Origin of the sequence: Acidithiobacillus ferrooxidans ATCC 23270 (assembly GCF_000021485.1) — a bacterium.
GTDB lineage: Bacteria > Pseudomonadota > Gammaproteobacteria > Acidithiobacillales > Acidithiobacillaceae > Acidithiobacillus > Acidithiobacillus ferrooxidans.
Genome location: NC_011761.1, coordinates 1,260,566 through 1,281,032, shown reverse-complemented (window position 1 = coordinate 1,281,032; position 20,467 = coordinate 1,260,566). Strand labels below are relative to the sequence as shown.

The following is a 20,467-nucleotide window of genomic DNA, read 5'->3' as shown; positions in this document are numbered from 1 at the left end:
GAGCATTCGCATGAGCGAGAACACTGCCGCACCCGCAAAGCCCAAAGGCAAGAAGCGCCTGGAACTGGACCCCCGCCTGGCCGCCTACAAGGGGATCTGGGTGTTTGTCGAAATGGAACGGGGTCAGGTACACCAGGTGTCCTGGGAGCTACTGGGCGAAGGGCGCAAGCTGGCCGATATTCTGAATGTCGATCTGGGCGCCGTCATTCTCGGCGGCAGCAACGATGAACTTGCCGCCGCTGCCCGCAGCGCCTTCACCTATGGTGCCGATGTGGCCTATATCGTGGCTGATCCCGTTCTCACGGACTATCGCAACGAACCCTACACCAAGGCCATGACTGACCTGGTCAACAAGTACCAGCCGGAGATTCTGCTGCTGGGCGCCACCACCCTGGGCCGCGATCTTGCCGGTAGTGTGGCGACCACTCTGCTCACGGGTTTGACCGCAGACTGTACAGAACTCGCCATTGACCCGGACAATCGCGGACTACTCGCCACTCGTCCGACCTTTGGCGGCAGCCTGCTCTGCACCATCCAGACCCTGAACTACCGCCCACAAATGGCCACCATCCGCCCCCGGGTCATGGCCATGCCCGATGCCATACCAGAACGCAGTGGTCGGTTCATTTCTGAAAACCTGCAGATGCAGGAAGACGACATCATCGCCAAAGTCCTGGAGTTCATCCCCGACGAGGCCCAGGAGCAGGCGCAGCTCGCCTATGCCGACATTATCGTGGCGGGCGGCCGGGGCATGGGCAAAGCCGAAAACTTTCGCCTGATCTGGGACCTGGCCGCTGTGCTCGGCGCCGAAGTGGGCGGATCACGTCCGGTGACCCATGCCGGCTGGCTGCCCGCTGATCGCCAGGTCGGGCAATCGGGCAAGACCGTGCGTCCCAAGCTTTATATTGCCGCGGGCATCTCCGGGGCGATTCAGCACCGCGTTGGCATGGAAGCCTCCGACGTCATCATCGCCATCAACAACGATCCCCATGCGCCCATCTTCGATTTTGCCACTTATGGCATTGTCGGCGACGCCGTGCAGATCCTTCCCGTTCTCACCGACGCCTTTCGCAGCCGTCTGGCTGTGAACCGCCGGGCCAGTTAATTACAGGAGTCATGACATGGCCGAAAAATTTGATGCCATTGTGGTAGGTGCCGGCCCCGCCGGTAATGCAGCCGCGTATACCATGGCCAAGGCGGGTCTGAGCGTATTGCAACTGGAACGCGGTGAAACTCCCGGCACCAAAAACGTCCAGGGGGCCATTCTCTACGCCGACGCGCTGGAACGCATCATTCCCGATTTCCGCGACGATGCCCCGTTGGAACGCCATATCATCGAACAGCGCATGTGGGTGCTGGATGAAAAATCCTTCATCGGCACCAACTATCGCTCGGATGCCTTCAACAGCGACCAGCCCAATCGTTATACCATCCTCCGGGCGCCTTTCGACAAGTGGTTCTCCGGAAAGGTCAAGGAGGCTGGGGCATTGGTCATCTGCGAGACGACGGTCACCGAGCTCATCCAGGAAGGCAAAAAGGTCATCGGCGTCCGTACCGACCGTGAGGGAGGCGACATTTATGCCGATGTGGTGATCCTGGCGGATGGCGTCAATTCGCTGTTGGCCAAAAAAGCCGGGTTCCATGGCGAACTCGAAGCCAAAAACGTCGCGCTTGCGGTCAAGGAAATTCACTTTCTGCCCGAGGAGATCGTCCAGAGCCGTTTCAACATCAAGGGCAACGAAGGGGTGGTCATTGAGATCGCCGGTGCCGTCACCCACGGCATGGTCGGCACCGCCTTCCTCTATACCAACAAGGAATCCATCACGCTGGGTATCGGTTGCCTCTTGTCCGACTTCAAAAATGCAGGCATCGCGCCCTATACCCTCCTCGAAAAACTCAAGGCGCATCCGGCCATTGCCCCGTTGATCGAGGGGGGAGAAATGAAGGAATATGCCGCCCACCTGATTCCCGAAGGGGGCTACAAGGCCGTTCCGACCCTCTACGGCGAGGGCTGGATGATTGCGGGGGACAGCGCCGGACTGGTAAATGCGGTCCACCGTGAAGGCTCCAACCTGGCGATGACCAGTGGCCGACTGGCCGCAGAAACGGTTATCGCGCTGAAAGAGATGAAGCTCCCCTGTACGGCCCCCCATCTTGCCCGTTACAAAACCGCGCTGGACGACAGTTTCGTCATGAAAGATTTGCGCAAGTACAAGGAGTTGCCTGATATCCTACACGGCAATCCGCATTTCTTTTCGGTATATCCGCAACTCCTCAACCGCGCCGCGCATACCATGCTGATGGTCGATGGTCAGGATAAGCACAGCAAGGAAAAGACCATTCGGGGCAGCTTTGTACAGCAACGCTCGTTATGGGGTTTGGTGGGAGACGCTTACCGCATGTGGAGGGCAACACGATGATCAAGATCGAAGAGAAGCTGTTTCAAAACCGCTACCGGGTCGATGAAGGCCGGCCGCATATCCAGATCAGCGATCCCCAGGTCTGTGCCGATGATTGTAAAACACAGTCCTGTACCTTCGTCTGTCCGGCAGGTTGTTATGTGGCGGATGAGAAGCATGAGGTCACGTTGACCACGGACGGATGCCTGGAGTGCGGCACCTGCCGGGTCATCTGTTCCGAACACCACAACGTGGACTGGTCCTATCCACGGGGTGGTCACGGCATCCTCTTCAAGTTTGGTTAGGTTTGGAGGCTTGGTCCAATGAGCCCTGACGGTGCCCTCCGAGAGATCACCCTGCCCTTTGGCGACCCTGCCGGACAGGCGGCCTCGCTGCTGGAGGCGGCACTGAGCAGAACCACGCATCCGGTTGAGGTGGAAAAACTGCTGAGGCACCATCTCCTGAATGATCCGGATTATCTACCCGCCTATTTTGCCCTATACAAGTTATTGTTTCGTCAGTCCCGATTGGCAGAGGCCGAAGAGATAGCCCGCAACGCCATGGACAGAGGCGCGCGACTGGGTGGTTTTCCCCCCGACTGGCAGCACCTCGCCCCAGGCACGGCAGACTGGTCCGTGATTCACAGCCCTGCCCATTTTTATCTCTTCACCCTGAAGGCCCTGAGTTTCATCCTGTTACGCCGCAAGCAACTGGACAAATGTCGGGAGATCCTGGAAAAGATCGGCGAACTGGACCCTCACGATCTGGTAGGCGCTTCCGTCGTCCGCGCCTATGCCGATGGTCTGACGGCATATTGAGTATGGCGATACACCCATGCTGAGCAACTCGCCCTTCAACGCGATGGAAGAGGCGGGGACTGCCGTACTCACACTGACTGAAGGGTTGGAGAAGGAAGAGTTTCTCGCGTCGCGCCTCACCCGCGCAGAAACGCGACGCCAGCTTCGCCTCATGAGCAGGTCCGCCCTGCTCCTGTCGCCAGAGATCCACGCCCTGTTGGCGGAAATAGACTGGGAAGGTTGGCGCATCCTTGACCAGCGCCTCGCAATCAGTGATAAAGCAGAGGACACCCTGCTCTGGCTCGCGGTGCGCGCGCTGGCACCAGATACCTTGATGTGGCTGCGGGTGTACCGCAAAAACCAGCCGGAATGGTTTAAAGAGGACAACTGATGGCCATGCGCTTCTACATGACCCCCGGATCGTGCTCCACCGGCATCCATATTCTGCTGGAAGAACTGGATCTCCCCTTCGAGGCCTGGATCGTCAATCTGCCAGCCGGCGAGCACCACAAGCCCGGGTACCACGCCATCAATCCGAAGTCCACCATCCCCACCCTGGTGCGTCAGGACGGCACGGCGCTGACTGAATTCCAGGCCATCGCCTGGTGGCTGGCACGCACCCACCCCAAGGCGAAACTGCTGCCAGAGTATCCCGACGGCGAGGCGCGCGTGCTGGAAGTCATGGACTATGCTGTCGGCACCCTGCACGGCCAGGGCTTCGCCCGCATTTTCATTACGGACACCTTCACCCCCAGCGCCGCCGATCACGCAGCCGTGCAGGCGCGCGGAAGGGAAATCGTCAATCAGGGATTCGCCATCCTGAATGATGCCCTTGCCGGATTGGATTATGTCACCGGCGGCTTCTCCATCGCCGATGCGGCGCTGTTTTACGTGGAGTTCTGGGCAGACCGGCTGGGCATCCCACTACCTGAACATTGCGACGCCCACTACCAACGCCTGCGGACCAGGCCTGCCGTGCAGCGTGTACTGCGGGAGGAAGGCTATCGATGACAACGGAAAGCGCAAACTGCTTTGTTCTGGCGGAAATGCGCACCCATCATTTCACCTTTCAGGGCACCGGCGAGGATCGGGAGGCGGCCCGCCGCGCCCTGCTCCACGTTTGGCAGACGCACCGAAACCGTCTGGTACAACGTTACCCCGAGTGCCGCGACCGAATCCTTGATGAAAAGCACATTGAATCCCGCTTCAGGATCAGTTATCAAGAAATGGGAGCAGATGCCTGTTATCCCGCCATTTCACCGGACACAGGAGCCCGTCCATGAACTACGCCTTCCCGCCCGCCCCTGTCGTGACTCTGGACGCCATGTCCAGCAACCCTTTCCCGGTGCGACGCATTTTTTGCGTCGGGCAGAACTATGCTGATCACGCCCGGGAAATGGGCAGCGCGCCCGATACCGAACCCTTCTTTTTCATGAAACCCGCCAGCGCCATCCTGCGGAATAATTCAGTGCTGCCCTATCCGCCGGGCACTACCGACCTGCAGCCCGAGGTGGAACTGGTGGTGGCGCTACACAAGGGCGGCAAACATATTCCCACGGGTAAGGTCGATGATGACTACGTGTTCGGCTACGCCGTGGGGCTGGACATGACCCGCCGCGACCTGCAACGCGCGGCCCGCGAAAAGGGCCAGCCCTGGGAGATGGCCAAAGCATTCGACCATTCGGCACCCTGCACGGCCATCACGCCCGAGTTTTATTCGGGAACCATCGCCCGCGGCAAGGTCGAACTCAAGGTGAATGGTCAAATCCGCCAGAGCGCCGATGTCGGCGACATGCTCTGGAAGATTCCGCAGATCGTCCATTTCCTGTCCAATCAAGTCGAACTCTTTCCCGGCGATCTCCTCTTCACCGGCACCCCCGCCGGCGTGGGCCCGGTGGTGAAAGGCGACGTGATCGAGGCCACTGTGGCCGGGCTGGAACCGCTGATCATCACCATCGGCTAACCCCACCATCACCCCCTCGAAACAGGAATACCCAATGCCCGCATCCGGTCTTCTCGAACGCAATCGCCTGATCTTCTGTCACTTCGACAGTTACAGTACCGCCCTGCGCTTCGTTCGCATCGACGACAGTGTCATGCTGCCGGCGCCACTGCCGGAAGGCGCCAGCATGGAAGCGACACCCACGGACACCGGCGACACGCCCACTGATGTACTGCGTGCGGTATTGGAGAAATTAAATATAAATTCCAGCCAGATAGAGTTGGACGACGGTTTCGAGGCCTGGCTGTCTACCGACACCGGTCCCATTCAGATCCACCTCGCCCGCTTCACGACGTTTGAAGCCCCACACGAGGCCATCGCCCCCCACGGGGGCGTTTTCAAACCCATCAGTGAGCTGCGGCGCCTGCCGATGACGGAGTTGACGCTGCTACGGCAGGTCTTCGATCTGGTGATGGGCGGTTAAATACGTATAACCATGCAGCCCATCCGCAAACTGCCGTAGGAACTCGTGACGCTCCGCATCGTCGAGATGGCTGCAGGCTTCCACTTTCTTCTGATAACGGGCCAGCAGGTCGGTAGCGGAAAATTGTACGTATTGCAGGACGGATTCCACCGTATCGCCCTCCAGCGGCTGCTCCAGACGCATGACGCCAGAGGCATCACAGAACACATTCACGGAGTCCGTATCGCCGAACAGATTATGCATATCCCCGAGAATTTCCTGATAAGCACCCACCAGAAAAATACCGAGGAGATAAGGCCTTCCCTCCTGTAGCGCATGTACCGGCAGCGCCGGCGTCAAGCCTTCCGCCGTGACGTACGCGTCGATTCTGCCGTCGGAATCGCAAGTGATGTCTTCGAGGCGAGCCCGCCGGGTCGGCTCTTCATTCAGCCGCTGTATGGGCACTATCGGAAAAATCTGATCAATGGCCCAGACATCGGGCAGCGACTGAAACAGGGAAAAGTTAACGAAATATTTGTCTACCAGCTTTTCGTCGAGTTCGTCGAGGATGTCACGGTGCGCGCGATTATGCGGGTCAAGGAAGCCGCGCACCCGCCAGAGTAGTTGGGCATAAATGCCTTCGGCCTCGGCCCGCCCCTCGATGTGAATGATACCGAGGTTGAATTGCTGGTGAACCTCTGCCAGCAGATAGAGTGCCTCCTGGTAGACTTCCAGCGCGGCAGCGGCGTTACCCTGATCCAGGCGAGTGAGCAGACGGCCCCATTCACCATCCATCAGGTCGGCGGAAGGTGTTGACGGCGGATGTTCTCCGGCCGCCATCTCCACATCGCTGACATTAGCCACCAAGATGGCGTGATGAGCCGTTAGCGCCCGCCCCGATTCAGAGATGATACGCGGCTCCGGCAGGCCCTCCTGGCGTGATACATCAGCCAGTGTGGCGACGATGGCATGGGCATAGTCCGAGACATGATAGTTCGTGGAGCAATACGCGCGGGAATGTGTGCCTTCGTAGTCCACGCCGAGCCCACCGCCCACATCCACCACCTCCAGGGCCGCGCCCAGGCGCCGCAGTTCGGCATAGAGGCGGGCACATTCACGCATGCCGCCCCTGATGAACTGAATGTTGGGAATCTGGGAGCCGAGATGGAAGTGCAGTAATTGCAGGCTATCCAGCGCGTTTTCTGCGCGCAGGCGGTGGACGAGTTCCAGGATGTCCGCCGTAGACAGGCCGAATTTGGACTTTTCGCCACCGGTATTCTGCCACTTGCCGGAACCGGCGGATGCCAAGCGCGCGCGCACTCCAATCCGGGGTTTGACGCCGAGCCTGCTGGCCTCATTCAGGATCAGGGGCAGCTCCGATGGCTTTTCCACCACTAGGTAGACCTGCATGCCCAGTTTCTCACCCGTCAGGGCCAGGCGAATATACTCCTTATCCTTGTATCCATTGCAGATAATGGTTCCACCCACCGGCATCAGTCCGATGACCGCGAGCAGCTCCGGTTTGCTACCCGCCTCCAGGCCGACACTTCCCGCACCGGCCCGCAAAATCTCCTCCACGACGCGCCGCTGCTGATTGACCTTGATCGGATAAACGGGAGTGAAGCTGCCCTTGTAATCGAGGGCGCGGATGGCATCACCAAAGGCGCCGTGCAGGCGCGCCACACGATCCCCGAGGATCTGCGGGAAACGCAGGAGGCAGGGCAAACCGAGGGAATGTTCACCCAATACTGCCGCGACATCGGCCAGCCCAACGGCGGCACCCTGAGGATTGGCATCGGGACGGACGATGATCTGCCCGTCCGCCCCCACATCGAAGTACCCCTCACCCCAATGCGGCAGGTTATACAGATGGCGACTATCCGCGACCGACCATGTCATGCGCTCACTCCCCCCGATGCCCTGCGCGCAGTCTACGGGCTCAGCGGGTCAGGAGACAAGGGGATCACAAGGCATCATTGGCAAAATCCGCCAGACGCGAACGCTCCCCGCGACGCAGGGTGATATGTCCGCTGTAGGCCCAGTCCTTGAAGCGATCCACCACATAGGTCAGACCGGAGGTGGTTTCGGTCAGATAGGGCGTGTCGATCTGAGCAATATTACCCAGGCAGACGATTTTGGTCCCCGGACCGGCACGGGTGATCAGGGTCTTCATTTCCTTGGAAGTCAGATTCTGCGCTTCGTCAATGATGACGAATTTCTCCAGAAAGGTACGCCCACGCATAAAACTCATGGATTTGACGCGAATCCGTTTGTTGATCAGATCCTGCGTCGCGCTGCGCCCCCAACTGCCGCCCTCATCGCTGCCACGCGCCAGAATTTCCAGGTTGTCCTCCAGCGCCCCCATCCACGGCAGCATTTTTTCTTCTTCCGTACCGGGCAGAAAACCGATCTCGTCACCCACCGGCACCGTCGCACGGGTGATGATGACCTCCGAGTAGCGCTTCTGTTCGAAAATCTGATGCAGCGCAGCCGCCAGCGTCAGCAGCGTCTTGCCCGTGCCCGCATGACCCAGCAGGGTGACAAAGTCGATGTCCGGATCCATGAGCAGATTCAAGGCAAAATTCTGCTCTGGATTACGCGCCAGGATGCCCCATACGGCGTGCCGGTCGCTCCGATAGTCGGTAATGCGTTCGATAATGGCGTGTTCCGGACGGACTTCCCGGACGATCGCCGCGAAGTCCTCGGGGGCCCCTTCCTCCACATTGATGGCGATAAACTGGTTGGAATGCCAGCGCTGAATGGCCGGCCCGCTGATCTTGTAGTAGCTGCGCCCGCTTTCCTGCCAGGCATCCAGATCGCGGCTGTGCAAGTCCCAGAAATCCGCGCTCAGGGTCTCTGCGCCGGTGTAGAGCAGATCCACATCGTCCAGGGCACGATCGTTCTGATAATCCTCCACCCGGATGCCGAGGGTGCGCCCCTTGATGCGCAAATTGATGTCTTTGCTGACCAGAATCACATCCTTTTCGGGATGTCGATTTTGTAAGGCCAGAGTCACGGCCAGAATTTCATGGTCCGCCTTGCCACCAGCCAGGTCTTCCGGCAACGCCTGCTGATGTGCAGCCGTCTGGAAATAAAGTCGTCCCTGAGCATAAGGCAGCACCAAACCTCGATCCAGATCAGCGGTATCCGTCAGCATCTCGTCCAGATAACGGCTGACCTGACGCACGTTGCGCGCCTGTTCACTCAGGCCCTTCTTGTGCTGATCCAGTTCCTCCAGGACGATCATCGGCAGCAGGATGTCGTGTTCCTCGAAACGGAACAGTGCCGAGGGGTCGTGCATCAGCACGTTGGTATCCAGAATATAGAGGCGTGCCTTTACCTCATGTGGCGCTGCCACTTCCCGGGGACTCATGGTAGCTGCTTGACGATTTGCAGAATGGCGGCTGCATGTCCGGCGGCCTTTACCTTGCGCCCGATGTAGGCGATTTTGCCCTCCCGGTCGATCACGAAAGTGCTGCGTTCGACACCGATACTGACTTTGCCGTAATTGTTCTTTTTCTTGAGCACATCAAAGGCGTTGCAAAGTGCTGCATCGGTATCAGCCAAGAGCGGGAACGGGAAATTGAACTTGCAGGAAAACTTTTCATGGCTGGCGAGGGTGTCTCGGGAAACCCCCAGAATTTCCGCGCCAGCGGCCTGGAATTCCGGGTAGAGCGCCGTGAACTCCTGGCCCTCTGTCGTACAACCCGGCGTGTCATCCTTGGGGTAGAAATAGAGCACCACAACCTTTCCGCGCAGGTCATCGAGGCTGATGGAAGCCGCCTTGCCATAGGCGGCGGCATGAAACCGGGGTGCGGGTTGACCGACGGTAATGGTTTCTGAAGACATGGGGAACTCCTGAGTGGGCCTGACTGAAAATCTAGCGCGGCAGGTGGGGCGCTGTCCAGGGAAGCCCGGCAGAACCATTGCTTGCACGCTTCCTGTCTTCTGCTCTAGCATGGCTCCATGGCGCATTCATCACTCCCCCACCCCCTCGCTGCAACAGTTTCCGATACTGACGCGGCGCAGCGTCTCCGCGCTGCCGGACAACGTGTCACACGTTTACGGGTGGTGGTGTTCAAGACGCTTCTGGAAGCTGAGCAACCCCTCAGTCACCCCGAGCTCCAGCAGCGCCTGGAAGCCTCGGAAACGGGGGGGGTGGATCGCGTCAGTCTCTACCGCAATCTGGAATGGCTGGTACAGATCGGGCTGGCCCACCGGATCACGGCAGATGACCGGGTATGGCGTTTCAGCGCCCGCCGTGCAGAGATGGCCACCCAACATCCGCATTTCCACTGCGTCTCCTGCGGTCAGGTGTTCTGCCTGCCGGAGAGCAGTGTACCGGCACCCCGCTTGCCAGCCGACTATTCCATGATTGAAATGGAACTGGTGGTCAACGGGGTCTGCGCCCACTGCGGGAAGGCACCGCCCCCCAAAAACTGACGGGTACCCGGCAGATATCCGGTGTGCCTTCCCTGATGATACCCAAAAGTCCCGTCGGAGGTCTTCATTGAACGGTAAAGCGTTTATGGAACGCATACTGACCGCACGATGCTCGCTGACAACGTTCCCGCATACTCAATGTTCGCGGCTCTCTGCCCACCACCCTCGCAGGGTAGGAATATCCACGACCACCCGTTCCCCAGCGGAACGACCCTGCAACACCTGCGCTGGGGATGCCTTTTCTCCCAGATGATCCAGCACCCGCAGCGCTGCGCTGAAGTCCTGTCCCTGGGTATATTCTGTCTGGGTAATAATGGTGGCGAGCCCAGCTCCGCGGGCGGAGCGCAGCCCATGCGCCGAATCTTCGATCGCCAGGCAGTCTGCGGCCGCCAGGCCCAACTGGTCCAGCACATAGATATAAATATCCGGTGCGGGCTTTTTGTCGGGAACGACATCTCCGGCGCCGATCGTATGAAAGCGCTGCGGGGCCTCTGTCCCCATGGTGCTCTTGAGCAGCGCTTCGACATTGGCGGGTGTGGTGGTCGTCGCGATGGCGAGAAGCAGGTCATGGTCCCTGGCGGCGTTCAGCAAACGTAGCACACCAGGGCGCAGCGACAATAGCCCGGCATCGATCATCTCCACGTAATGCCCCGTCTTTTGACGGTGGATAGAGGCAATATCAGCATCGCTCAGTTGCGGCAACTGTGGATGATCCTTCAGGAAAGCCCTGAGACGCTCCTTGCCGCCGGTAACCTTCAGATAGTGTCCGTAGGTCGGTACATCCCAGCGAAAAGGAAGATCCATTTCTGCAAATGCCCGGTTGAAGGCGACCCGATGGGCATCCCTCTCGGTATCGGCGAGGGTACCATCCACATCAAAGATCAGCGCGCGCAAAGGCATAAATCGTTATCCCCTGAGTTTATAGTGAAAACTACCAAAACCACCCAGCAATCAGCAAAATCCCCCGCAGTCTGGCCGGACCATTGTACCCAGCATGCCATGGATTGCCAAAACGGCTTTTCTCTGTTAAACGTAAGCGGATTTATCGCAAAGACAGGAAGCTTCCATGGACCAAAGCATGCTCCAGCCAACGCCAGCAGCGCCCGGCGGCGCCCAGCAGTTCACCGCGTTCACTCCCTACGAGCCCGTTCCCGGCGAAGAGTACATGAGCCCGGCGCAGATCGCCCATTTCCGGAAGATTCTGGAAGACTGGCGCGGTGAACTGATGGCGGAAGTCGACCGTACCGTGCAGCACATGCAGATGGAAAACGTCAACTATTCCGACCCCAACGACCGGGCCAGCCTGGAGACGGATATGGGTCTGGAGTTGCGCGCCCGCGACAGGGAGCGCAAGCTGATCCGCAAGATCTCCCAGGCCCTCGACCGCATCAAGACCGGCGAATATGGCTATTGCGAAAGCTGTGGTGTGGAGATTGGTCTGCGCCGCCTCGAAGCCCGCCCTACCGCCACCCTGTGCATCGATTGCAAAACGCTGGAAGAAAAACGCGAGAAGCAGATGGCGCAAGATTGATGCCATGCGCCTGCTGATCCGTAACGCGCGCATCGCACTGCCCTCCGGTGAACTGTATCACGGGGATCTTTTCTCCGAAGAGGGCCGTATCGTTGCCATCGATCGGGATATAGACCGCACTGCCGATACGGTGATCGACGCCGAAGGGCATATGCTGATGCCTGGCGTTATGGACCCGCAGGTACATTTCCGCGAACCCGGCAATGAACAAAAGGAAGATATTTCCAGTGGCTCGCGGGCAGCGGCCAAGGGCGGCGTCACCAGTTTTCTGGAAATGCCCAACACCAATCCGGCTACCACCAGCCCCGCCGCTCTGGCGGACAAACTGGCGCGCGGAGCCGAAAAATCCGTGGTCAACTACGGATTTTTTATCGGGGCCACCCCCGATAACCTCGACAGTCTTCTGGCGGCCGACGCCGCCTGCGGCATCAAGATTTTCATGGGCGCCAGTACCGGCAATCTGCTGGTGGACAAGGAAGAGGACCTGGACCGCATTTTCGCGCATGGCCGCAAACTGATAGCGGTCCATGCGGAAGACGAGGCCCGCATCCGCGAGCGGCGCGCCCAGTTCAGCGGCAGTTGCGAGCCCGCAGATCATTCCCGCATCCGCGACGAAGAATCGGCACTGATGGCTACCCGACGAGCCGTCCGGTTGTCCAAAAAATATCAGCGCCGTCTACACATCCTGCACCTCTCCACAGCCGTGGAGACCGAATTCTTACGGCGGGAGAAGACGCCTTATATCAGTTGTGAGGCGATTCCCAACCATCTTTTCCTGACGACCGATGCCTATGCCAAAATGGGTCCCTTGGCGCAGATGAATCCCCCGATCCGCAGTGAGCAGGATCGTCTGGCCCTCTGGGAAGGGCTGCGCAGCGGTGTAATCGATTGTATCGCTACGGATCACGCCCCGCATCTGCTGGCGGACAAGGCCTTGGGGTATCCCCGCGCGCCCTCCGGTATGCCCGGCGTGGAAACCAGCCTGCCCCTGATGCTCACCGCCATGCGCGACGGTCATTGCAGTCTCGCCGAATTACAGCGCTGGATGTGCTACAACCCGGCGCGCCTCTATGGCGTGGTGAACAAGGGGCGTATTGCCATCGGCTGGGATGCCGATCTTACCCTGGTCGATATGACCCATGAAAAACCCGTCCGCAATGAGGAGATGTTTACCAGAGTGGGCTGGAGTCCCTTCAATGGCTGGGTCCTGACGGGTTGGCCCGTTACCACCGTTGTCGGCGGCCGGGTGGTTTTCGACAAAGGTGAAATTCTCCCCAACGCGCACGGGCAGCCGCTGCACTATATCGAGCCGACGCCACTATCGGCGATGGACTGAGTACCGGTATTCCAGAGGCAGAGTGCCGGTTCTCCGCGAGGGGCACTCGCCCAGGGTGCGGTATAGTAGCCCAGAATGACTAGCAAATGCCCCGTTTCGTCCCAGAGCAGGGGCACATCCGCACGCAGATCCGGTGGGACCCCCGCCTCCAGCAGCAGTTTCTTCAGCGACCGATGCTGTCCCTGTCCGCTCAGGGTGCGTTCCCCCTGGCGGCGACGGCGCCAGTATAGCCTCGTCCCTGCAAAACGCTCAGCCAATGCGTGATGAAGGTCGGCCGGTGGCGTGGCCCGGATGGCGCACTGCCAGCCGGGGATCGGCAGCGGTTTTCCCGGAGCGGCACACCAGGGGCCTGCTTCCCATTCCTTTTCCGCCGTAACGCGCGGTTGTGGCCAGGCGCGCAGCAGTCCACCCTGCAGCCAAGCCTGTCCCCCTTCCCATTGAATCCTCGCGCCCCCGCGTCCCCGCATCACCGCGTCCCGCAGCGCCTCCAGACGCTCCCGGCCCGGCACGGATATCCGCAGACTCTGAAGCCAGCCCCGCAAAAAAAACCGCTGTGCCGCAACAGAAAGCGTATGCAGATACTCCAGAGGAAGCACCTCGACAGAGAGACCCGGATGGTCTGCCCGATACTGTTGCCAACACAGGTCAAACCAGTCCGTCGCGATTTCCCCCATGTCGGCGAGATTGTCCGCAGCGCGGGCGATACTGATCGTCGCGTGGGGCCAACCCAGTTCCTGCAGTTGCGGGAGCAGGATGCGACGTATCCGCACCCTGTCGTAGCGCATATCGGCATTGGCCGGATCATTCAGAAAGGGTAACTGCCGCTGTTCCAGATAATCCCGCAACACCTGCCGCGGTACGTCCAGCAGGGGCCGAACCAGAAGCCCGGCTCCCAGCGGGCGCTGCCGGGGCATGCCCGCCAGTCCCGCCACGCCGGTACCGCGCAACAGTTGCAAAAGCACGGTTTCCGCCTGATCTTCGCGGTGCTGCGCCGTGAACAGCCAGTCCCCCTGCCGCAACTGCGCCGCCATGAGGGCATAGCGGGCACGCCGGGCCTGATCCTCCGGCCCCTCGCCCGGTGTATCTGCAGCCAGATGCAGCAGGGTGAAAGGAACCCCCAGAGCCTTGGCCTGCTCCTGACAGAACCGGGCCCACTGCGCACTGTCCGGGTGCCAGCCGTGATCCACATGCAAGGCATGGATCTCGTACCCTAGAGAAAGCAGTGCCACGAGCAGCGCCGTGGAGTCCCCGCCGCCACTGTAAGCCACATAGAGGGAGCGTCCCCGCGGTGGGCGCAGATCCCCCTGCAGACGCGTCCGGAGACGCCGCTCCAGCTCAGGCAGCGCCGACGACTCCATAGTGCATCAGGCGTTCGTAACGGGTGGTCAGCAACTTGCTGGTATCCATCGCCTGCAGCTCCTGCAGGTGATGGGCGAAACGCTCACGTGCCAGCGCGAAGACCGCTTCCGGATCGCGATGCGCGCCACCGAGGGGTTCGGCCAGCACTTCATCGACCAGACCCATTCCTTGCAAACGACGGGCGGTGATACCCAGAGTTTCCGCGGCCTCGGCTGCCATGGCCGCATTCTTCCAGAGGATGGAGGCGCAGCCTTCCGGCGAAATGACGGAGTACACTCCATACTCCAGCATCAGCATCCGGTCACCCACGCCAATCGCCAGGGCCCCGCCGGAGCCCCCTTCACCAATGACCGTGCAGATAATGGGTACCGCCAGATCAGACATCACTGCGAGATTACGGGCTATGGCCTCACTCTGGCCGCGCTCTTCGGCACCAATACCCGGATAGGCTCCGGGCGTATCAATGAACGTAAATACCGGCAAGGCAAAACGCTCGGCAAGGCGGAGCAGACGCAAGGCCTTGCGATAACCTTCCGGACGCGGCATCCCAAAGTTGCGCTGAATCTTTTCCTTGGTGTCGCGGCCCTTCTGATGTCCCATCCAGACGATCGGCTGTCCATTGAAGCGCGCCAGACCGCCGATAATAGCCTGATCATCGGCGAAAGCACGGTCGCCTGCCAGCACCTGTACTTCCGTGAAAAGGGCCTGCACATAATCCATGGTATAAGGCCGCTGTGGGTGACGGGCCACCTGTACCGTCTGCCAGGCACCAAGCTTGCTGTAAATACGCTGCAACTCCTTGCGCGCTTTTACTTCCAGGCGACTGATGTCATCGGCGATACCCGGCTGATTCAGGGCATGGAGTTCCTCCACCTTGGCATCCAGCTCCGCAACCGATTGTTCAAAGTCCAGATAACTGATTTTCATGTTCACTCCTTACCACTCCGAATATGGCCGGCGCTCAGGCCGGGCGTCGCGTCGCGTGCCGTGCACGCTCCAGGGGGACGACATTATTGACGAGAAGGGTCACCGGCCGATAGCTCCAGTGCCAGTGCGCCGCGGGTGCCAACGCCGTCAGGGCGGCAATGGCGGCGGGACTCGCCGCGAAGCTCAGGTTTTCCGTCACCCGCAATTGCGCGACAACGTCGTCTGCGACCCGCAAACGCAGGCGCAAGGCCGTTTGGCCAGGATACTTACGGAGCACGGCAAGCAGATCTCGCGGCGCCATATCTTCGGCAAGACCCAGATCCAAGGTCAATTGGGCAGCCAATTCCTCACGCGCCTGTGCCGTATCCAGCAGACGCAGGGCACTGAGCCGCAGGCCGCCAGAATAGCTGTCCTCGCCCACCTCACCCAGAACCAGCACCGGCTCCTCACCCTCTCGGATCTTGCCGGCCCGCGCCCAGACTTCGCCAAAGACGACGACCTCCAGCCGCCCCTGACCATCGTCGAGGGTCAGGAAATAGATACGATCACCGCGCTTGGTCCGGGTGCTGCGCCGCGCTACCACCAACCCCGCCACCAATACCGTGGACCCGACCGCGACGTCGCCAAGAGGTATCGTTCCCAGCGCCGTCAGATCATCCCGCAGACTGTCCATGGGGTGACCACTGAGATAGAAGCCCAGAGTTTCCCGTTCCTGACGCAGGGTTTCGGTGAGGCTCCATGCCTCGGCAGACACCAGCGGCGGCGCTACCCGCAACGCTTCCTGTCCGCTAAACAATGATTCCTGCAGGCTCGCCTGACTGCTCTGAAACTGCGCCGCTGCTTCCATACAACCGTCCACGGAAGCGATCAGGCTGGCCCGCGACACGCCCCAGTCATCCATGGCTCCGGCGCGAATCAATGCCTCCAGGGCACGACGATTGATTTTCTGGGTATCCACCCGGCAGAGCAGATCGAAGAGATTCAGGAAGGCGCCTCCTCTACGGGCGTCGAGAATCGCCTGAATGGCCGCCCGTCCCAAGCCCTTGATGGCACCCAGACCAAAGCGGATATGATCATCCCCCTCCGGCCGGAACTCCAGCACACTGTGCTGAACGCTCGGTGGAGCAATGCGCAGGCCCATGCGCGCGCACTCGGCAATCATCGCCACAACTTTGTCGGTGTGGTCCATATCTGCGGTCAGCACGGCAGACATAAAAAACTGCGGATAGTGGGCCTTCAGATAAGCGGTTTGGTAGGACACCAGGGCATAGGCTGCCGAGTGGGATTTGTTAAAGCCATATTCCGCAAACTTTTCCATGAGGTCGAAGATGGCCCCGGCCTGGTCCGCGGCCAAACCGTTCTTGTGGGCTCCCTCCAGGAAAATGCTGCGTTGCTTGGCCATTTCCTCCGGCTTTTTCTTGCCCATGGCGCGCCGCAGTAAATCGGCACCGCCGAGGGAATAACCCGCCAGCGCCTGGGCGGACTGCATGACCTGTTCCTGATAGACAATCACCCCATAGGTTTCCCGGAGAATCGGTGCCAGATCCGGATGCAGATAGGTTACCTGCGCCTTGCCGTGTTTGCGGGCGATGAAATCATCCACCATACCCGACTGTAGCGGCCCCGGCCGAAACAGGGCGACGAGGGCGACGATATCTTCAAAAGTATCCGGCTGCAGGCGCCGCACCAGATCGCGCATACCCGATGATTCCAGTTGGAAGACCGCCGCCGTCTCGGTGGACTTGAGCAGGGCGAAAGTCGCCGCATCGTCCAAAGGCAATTGCTGAATATCCACGGGCGCACGACCCGCCGCTGCCGCATCGGCATTGATGAGCTTGACCGCCATATCGATGATGGTCAGGGTACGCAGGCCGAGAAAGTCGAACTTCACCAACCCCATCTTTTCTACATCGTCCTTATCGAGCTGGGTGACGTTACCCCCCCCTTCAGAGCCGTCGTTAAAGAGCGGCAGGCGGTCGGCCAGTGGCTCCGGGGAGATCACCACGCCACCCGCATGGGTCGAGGCGTGACGGGGCAAACCCTCCAGGCGCAAGGCGATGTCCAGCAGGTCGCGGACGTCGTCTTCCTCAGCCTGGCGTCGCCGCAGTTCCTCCGATTCCTCCAGGGCCTTCGCCAGGGTCATTCCCAGATCACCCGGCACCAGCTTGGCCAACTGGTCGACAAAGCCATACGGTAGACCCAGCACCCGGCCGACATCACGCACCACCGCCCGCGCCTTCATCGTCCCAAAGGTGATGATCTGGCCGACCCGGTCACGACCGTATTTGTCGGCCACATACTGAATGACGCGGTCACGCTGATCCATGCAGAAATCCACGTCGAAGTCAGGCATGGAAACGCGTTCGGGATTGAGAAAGCGCTCGAACAACAGGCCATTGCCGATGGGATCGAGATCGGTGATCCGTAGTGCGTAGGCCACCAGCGATCCGGCGCCGGAACCACGACCAGGTCCTACCGGCACGCCATTATTTTTTGCCCACTGGATGAAATCCGCGACGATGAGAAAATAACCGGGGAAGCCCATCTGCTGAATGACGCCGACCTCACGCAACAGGCGCTCGTGATAAGGCAGCGTGGCGTCGCCGGTGATACGCAGCTCCTGCAAGCGTTCCTGCAGACCTTTTTGCGCCGCGTCGTGCAAATATTCATCCACGGACTGGTTGGCGGGAATGGGGTAGTCCGGTAGCGCATAATGCCCAAGCACCAGCTCCATATTACAGCGTCGCGCAATTTCGACGGTATTGTCGCAAGCTTCCGGCAGGTCCGCAAAACGCTCTCGCATTTCTTCGGGGTCCGGCAGGCGGTGCTCCGGCGTAAAACGCCGTGGACGGCGCGGGTCGTCCAGGGTAAAGCCCGCAGAAATACACTGTCGCGCGTCGAAAGCCGCAAAGTCCGCCGCATCGAGAAAGTGGGCGTTATTGGTGGCCACCAGCGGTAAATCCAGTTTTTCCGCCAGCGCCACCGTGGCCTGGACCAGGGCCTCCTGTTCCGCCTCACCGTTGCGCTGCACCTCCAGATAAAAACGCTCCGGGAAAAGCCTTGCGTAGTATCGCGCCCGGCTTTCCGCCTGTTGCGGATGGCGCTGCAGGGCACGCCCGATCTCCCCCTGCCCTGCCGCAGACAGGGCAATGAGACCGTCGCTCGACCCTTCCAGCCATGCCACGTCGATCTGCGGACGACCGTGGCGACTGCCCTCCAGGTAAGCCCGGCTGAGCAGGCGGCTGAGGTTACGGTAACCGGTTTTGTCCATGCACAGCAGGACAAGGCTGACCGGTCGTTCCGGTTCTGCCACATCATGCACCCAGACTTCACTGCCAATCAATGGCTTGACGCCCTGCCCCCGGGCAGCATTATAAAATTTCACCAGGGCAAAAAGGTTGCCGTGATCAGTGATCGCCACGGCCGGCATGCCTCGCTCCGCGCAGCGTCTGGCCAGCGCCTTGACCGGAATGATTCCGTCTTCCAGGGAGTATTCGGAGTGTACGTGCAGATGGACGAACTGCGGCGTACGCATCATTGCGTCTCCCAGGCCTGGTCGACGGGTCCGAAGCCGCGCCGATGCAGGGCACAGGGACCCCAGCGCCGCAATGCCTGGAGATGCACCGCCGTGCCGTAACCCATATGCCGCGCCAGCCCATATTGAGGGTAATATCGGTCGAGCAACTGCATCTCCTCATCCCGTGTCACTTTAGCCAGAATACCTGCCGCAGCAATGGCGTCCACCCGGCCATCGCCGCCCACCAGCGTCTCTACTTGCCAACCGGGAGGCGATTGGTTGCCATCGACGAGAATCCGCCGAGGCTGCCGGGGCAGGCCGACGATAGCCCGCGCCATGGCCCGCAACGACGCCTGGAGAATATTGTAGCGCTCGATCTCCCAGACCGCAGCCCGGGCTACCGACCAGGCCAGGGCCTCATTGCGGATACGTGCGGCCCAATGTGTCCGTGCGGCGGCCGTCATTTTCTTGGAATCGTCCAGACCGTGAAGAGGTACGCGCAGAATCACCGCCGCTGCCACCACTGGACCCGCCAAGGGCCCTCGCCCCGCTTCATCCACACCCGCGCACCAGGGTCCATAATGTTCCAGAATTGGGGCGCTTTTCATGGCGTTACCGTTTTCATGCCAGCATCTCCCGGAGCACTTGCTGCAACTGCTCGGGAGGATTGCCTTCCAGCAGGCTGCGCAGTTTCTGCAATTTTGCCACCTGCTCGGAACCCGCCGGACCCAAAAGCGCCGCCAGTGCATCAGCCACTTGGGCGGGCTCGAAGGCCTCCTGGAGGAATTCCGGGTATACGGCCTCTTGGAGCAAAATATTGGGCATGGCCACGAAGGGGGTCTTCACCAGTCTTCGGACGAAAGCAAAGGTGAGTGCGTTCAAAATATAGACGACGACCGCCGGGCGCCGCATGAGTGCCGTTTCCAGTGTGGCGGTACCGGAGGCGACCAGCACCACGTCAGCGGCTGCCAGCACGGTTTGCGTCTGAGCGACCACCAACTGCGCATCTTCCGGCCCCGCACCCTGTTTCCAGAGCCGCTCCCAGAGGGGGCGCAACTCCTCCCTGGCCAAGGCCACCAGAATCCGCAGATCCGGTATTTGTTTGCGCAAACGTCGCGCCGTTTCCGCATAGCGTAGAGTCAGACGTTCCAGCTCGCCGCGGCGACTGCCCGGCAGGAGCGCAAGCACCGGCCCCCCTGCCGTCAGTCCCAGTGCCGCCCGCGCATCCATTCCGTCCTGCGCCGTCGCAGTCTGCGCCAGCAAGGGATGGGCCAGCACATGCACCGGCACCCCCGCCTGTGCATAAATGGGCACCTCAAAAGGAAAAAGCACCAGCATGTGGTCCACTACGCGCTTGATCTGGTGGATTCGCTGCGAGCGCCAGGCCCAGATCTGGGGACCCACCACATAGAGCACTCGAATGCCCATCTGCTTGGCCATCTTGGCAACGTGCAGATTGAAAGCAGGATGATCAATCAGCACCACGCAAGCCGGCCGTTCCGCCTGCAGATGCTGCCGGATTTGCCCATAAAGCCTGCGCAAGCGACCGTAGTGCCGCAAGACTTCGACCAACCCGATCATCGCCAGCACTTCACCATTGGCAATATTTTGCACGCCCGCCGCCTGCAGACGGGATCCGACCACCCCGGACCATTGCAGATCAAGTCCCGCCTGCGCGGCATTCGCCAAAATTTCCAGCCCGAGATTTTCGCCGGAACGCTCTACCGCGAGGATAAAGGCCTTGCCCAAGGCC

General features: G+C 60.4%; 21 protein-coding genes. 12 read left to right on the top strand and 9 right to left on the bottom strand.

Translation table 11 applies throughout. The features are described 5' to 3' along the window. Positions 1-10: 10 nt before the first annotated feature. Genes AFE_RS06915 through AFE_RS06875 form a run of 9 tightly spaced genes read left to right on the top strand, consistent with a single transcriptional unit; the run spans position 11 to position 5,622 of the window. Positions 11-1,105 carry an electron transfer flavoprotein subunit alpha/FixB family protein gene (locus AFE_RS06915; protein WP_012536546.1) on the top strand — a complete coding sequence of 365 codons (1,095 nt, stop codon included), beginning with the start codon at positions 11-13 and terminating at the stop codon, positions 1,103-1,105. 16 nt (positions 1,106-1,121) lie between these two features. Beyond that, positions 1,122-2,420: an FAD-dependent monooxygenase gene (locus tag AFE_RS06910; protein WP_012536545.1), complete on the top strand. Its 1,299-nt coding sequence runs from the start codon at positions 1,122-1,124 to the stop codon at positions 2,418-2,420. Then, the gene (locus AFE_RS06905) at positions 2,417-2,704 is read left to right on the top strand and encodes a ferredoxin family protein (protein WP_009560705.1); all 288 of its coding nucleotides are present in this window, start codon (positions 2,417-2,419) and stop codon (positions 2,702-2,704) included. Before AFE_RS06910 ends, AFE_RS06905 begins: the two co-directional genes overlap by 4 nt. An 18-nt stretch (positions 2,705-2,722) precedes the next feature. Next, positions 2,723-3,217, top strand: coding sequence for a hypothetical protein (locus AFE_RS06900; RefSeq protein ID WP_009560706.1), 495 nt, complete (start codon positions 2,723-2,725; stop codon positions 3,215-3,217). 16 nt (positions 3,218-3,233) lie between these two features. Next, complete coding sequence (locus tag AFE_RS06895; RefSeq protein WP_009560707.1) at positions 3,234-3,587, top strand: hypothetical protein; 354 nt, start codon at positions 3,234-3,236, stop codon at positions 3,585-3,587. Beyond that, a complete protein-coding gene (locus AFE_RS06890; RefSeq protein WP_009560708.1) occupies positions 3,587-4,207 on the top strand; it encodes a glutathione S-transferase family protein in 621 nt (206 codons plus the stop codon). Before AFE_RS06895 ends, AFE_RS06890 begins: the two co-directional genes overlap by 1 nt. Beyond that, positions 4,204-4,479, top strand: coding sequence for a hypothetical protein (locus tag AFE_RS06885; RefSeq protein WP_009560709.1), 276 nt, complete (start codon positions 4,204-4,206; stop codon positions 4,477-4,479). The genes AFE_RS06890 and AFE_RS06885 overlap by 4 nt, the downstream gene beginning before the upstream one ends. Further along, entirely contained in the window at positions 4,476-5,159 is a 684-nt protein-coding gene (locus AFE_RS06880) for a fumarylacetoacetate hydrolase family protein (RefSeq protein WP_012536544.1), read from the top strand. The genes AFE_RS06885 and AFE_RS06880 overlap by 4 nt, the downstream gene beginning before the upstream one ends. 34 nt (positions 5,160-5,193) lie before the next feature. Continuing rightward, entirely contained in the window at positions 5,194-5,622 is a 429-nt protein-coding gene (locus tag AFE_RS06875) for a hypothetical protein (RefSeq protein ID WP_012536543.1), read from the top strand. Here AFE_RS06875 and speA read toward each other — a convergent pair. The 3 genes from speA to AFE_RS06860 all read right to left on the bottom strand — a co-directional run bounded on the left by speA (position 5,587) and on the right by AFE_RS06860 (position 9,450). After that, positions 5,587-7,500, bottom strand: a complete 1,914-nt coding sequence (speA, locus tag AFE_RS06870) for a biosynthetic arginine decarboxylase (RefSeq protein WP_009562392.1) — start codon at positions 7,498-7,500, stop codon at positions 5,587-5,589. The genes AFE_RS06875 and speA overlap by 36 nt on opposite strands. Before the next feature lie 64 nt (positions 7,501-7,564). After that, complete coding sequence (locus AFE_RS06865; protein ID WP_012536542.1) at positions 7,565-8,974, bottom strand: PhoH family protein; 1,410 nt, start codon at positions 8,972-8,974, stop codon at positions 7,565-7,567. Continuing rightward, positions 8,971-9,450 (bottom strand): peroxiredoxin, encoded by a 480-nt coding sequence (locus AFE_RS06860; protein ID WP_009562391.1) that lies wholly within the window; start codon positions 9,448-9,450, stop codon positions 8,971-8,973. Before AFE_RS06860 ends, AFE_RS06865 begins: the two co-directional genes overlap by 4 nt. A 117-nt stretch (positions 9,451-9,567) precedes the next feature. Between AFE_RS06860 and AFE_RS06855 the strand changes: the two genes are divergently transcribed. Next, positions 9,568-10,044, top strand: a complete 477-nt coding sequence (locus tag AFE_RS06855; protein WP_012536541.1) for a Fur family transcriptional regulator — start codon at positions 9,568-9,570, stop codon at positions 10,042-10,044. A gap of 135 nt (positions 10,045-10,179) precedes the next feature. On the opposite strand, the gene AFE_RS06850 is transcribed toward AFE_RS06855, so the two are convergent. Further along, positions 10,180-10,944, bottom strand: a complete 765-nt coding sequence (locus AFE_RS06850; protein WP_012536540.1) for an HAD-IA family hydrolase — start codon at positions 10,942-10,944, stop codon at positions 10,180-10,182. A gap of 166 nt (positions 10,945-11,110) precedes the next feature. Here AFE_RS06850 and dksA point away from each other — a divergent pair, with 166 nt between their 5' ends. Continuing rightward, positions 11,111-11,575 carry an RNA polymerase-binding protein DksA gene (gene dksA / locus AFE_RS06845; RefSeq protein WP_012536539.1) on the top strand — a complete coding sequence of 155 codons (465 nt, stop codon included), beginning with the start codon at positions 11,111-11,113 and terminating at the stop codon, positions 11,573-11,575. Between the two features lie 4 nt (positions 11,576-11,579). After that, the gene (locus AFE_RS06840; protein WP_012536538.1) at positions 11,580-12,911 is read left to right on the top strand and encodes a dihydroorotase; all 1,332 of its coding nucleotides are present in this window, start codon (positions 11,580-11,582) and stop codon (positions 12,909-12,911) included. Here AFE_RS06840 and tilS read toward each other — a convergent pair. From tilS to lpxB, 5 genes are read right to left on the bottom strand one after another with little or no spacing between them, the layout of a single operon-like run. Then, the gene (gene tilS, locus AFE_RS06835) at positions 12,875-14,269 is read right to left on the bottom strand and encodes a tRNA lysidine(34) synthetase TilS (RefSeq protein WP_012536537.1); all 1,395 of its coding nucleotides are present in this window, start codon (positions 14,267-14,269) and stop codon (positions 12,875-12,877) included. The two genes, AFE_RS06840 and tilS, sit on opposite strands and share 37 nt — an antisense overlap. Beyond that, positions 14,247-15,197, bottom strand: coding sequence for an acetyl-CoA carboxylase carboxyltransferase subunit alpha (locus AFE_RS06830; protein ID WP_012536536.1), 951 nt, complete (start codon positions 15,195-15,197; stop codon positions 14,247-14,249). The genes tilS and AFE_RS06830 overlap by 23 nt, the downstream gene beginning before the upstream one ends. 34 nt (positions 15,198-15,231) lie before the next feature. Further along, the gene (gene dnaE / locus AFE_RS06825) at positions 15,232-18,732 is read right to left on the bottom strand and encodes a DNA polymerase III subunit alpha (RefSeq protein WP_012607071.1); all 3,501 of its coding nucleotides are present in this window, start codon (positions 18,730-18,732) and stop codon (positions 15,232-15,234) included. Then, positions 18,732-19,322, bottom strand: a complete 591-nt coding sequence (locus AFE_RS06820) for a ribonuclease HII (protein ID WP_009564128.1) — start codon at positions 19,320-19,322, stop codon at positions 18,732-18,734. Before AFE_RS06820 ends, dnaE begins: the two co-directional genes overlap by 1 nt. Positions 19,323-19,335: 13 nt before the next feature. Further along, entirely contained in the window at positions 19,336-20,463 is a 1,128-nt protein-coding gene (lpxB, locus tag AFE_RS06815; protein WP_009564129.1) for a lipid-A-disaccharide synthase, read from the bottom strand. Positions 20,464-20,467 lie beyond the last annotated feature (4 nt).